General features: G+C 38.8%; 1 protein-coding gene. It reads left to right on the top strand.

From position 1 onward, the window contains the following. A partial coding sequence (locus KW850_RS34680; RefSeq protein ID WP_218351749.1) for a hypothetical protein occupies positions 1-222 on the top strand: 222 nt, incomplete at its 5' end. Positions 223-255: the final 33 nt, after the last annotated feature.

The raw sequence follows: 255 nt of genomic DNA, 5'->3' as shown, positions 1-255 counted from the left end.
ACTTTTTGTGTTCTAAATGGTGACATGGAGGGGATTAAAGATGACACGGTTTTTAGAGTTTTGCCGGAACTGCAACTACATGGTTTAAGCAAGAAAACAAAAAAGGGAGCGATTAAACCGATGGCAGTGCTTATCTATGACTTGCTACCTGCCGATGTGCAGACGGCATTGTATTACTTGACCATTAAAACAAAAAACAAAAAAGGGGATCGAAATAAATGAGCAAAATGAGCAAAGCACATGAACTTGTTGGTA

This window comes from Bacillus sp. sid0103 (assembly GCF_019219025.1).
The sequence above is the reverse complement of the archived record's forward strand: the minus strand, read 5'-3'. Positions and strand labels throughout refer to the sequence as shown.